Below are 228 nucleotides of genomic sequence, written 5' to 3' on the forward strand. Positions count from 1 at the left end.
GTGCAAACCCGCTACGGCCAATTGCTCGTCAGTCACGCTGACGTGTGCATACGGCAACTGGCGTCCGGTTGTCTGGTCTCGGTGCTCAAGGGCACGGTTCAGGTGCGCGACCTGAGCGGCCAGATGGCGACCTTGCAAGCAGGCCAGCAAGCGCCGCTCAAGGCCGGCGGCCTGGGTGCCCGGGCGTTGTTTGATGTGCTGCAACTGGGCTGGCGCGACGGTGTAGGG

General features: G+C 65.8%; 1 pseudogene. It reads left to right on the plus strand.

Annotation, left to right across the window (positions count from 1 at the left end):
• Positions 1-228, plus strand: a pseudogene (locus AOA62_RS07020) (sugar ABC transporter substrate-binding protein); the annotation flags it as partial.

It is taken from the genome of Pseudomonas sp. 2995-3 (genome assembly GCF_002742565.1).
GTDB lineage: Bacteria > Pseudomonadota > Gammaproteobacteria > Pseudomonadales > Pseudomonadaceae > Aquipseudomonas > Aquipseudomonas edaphica.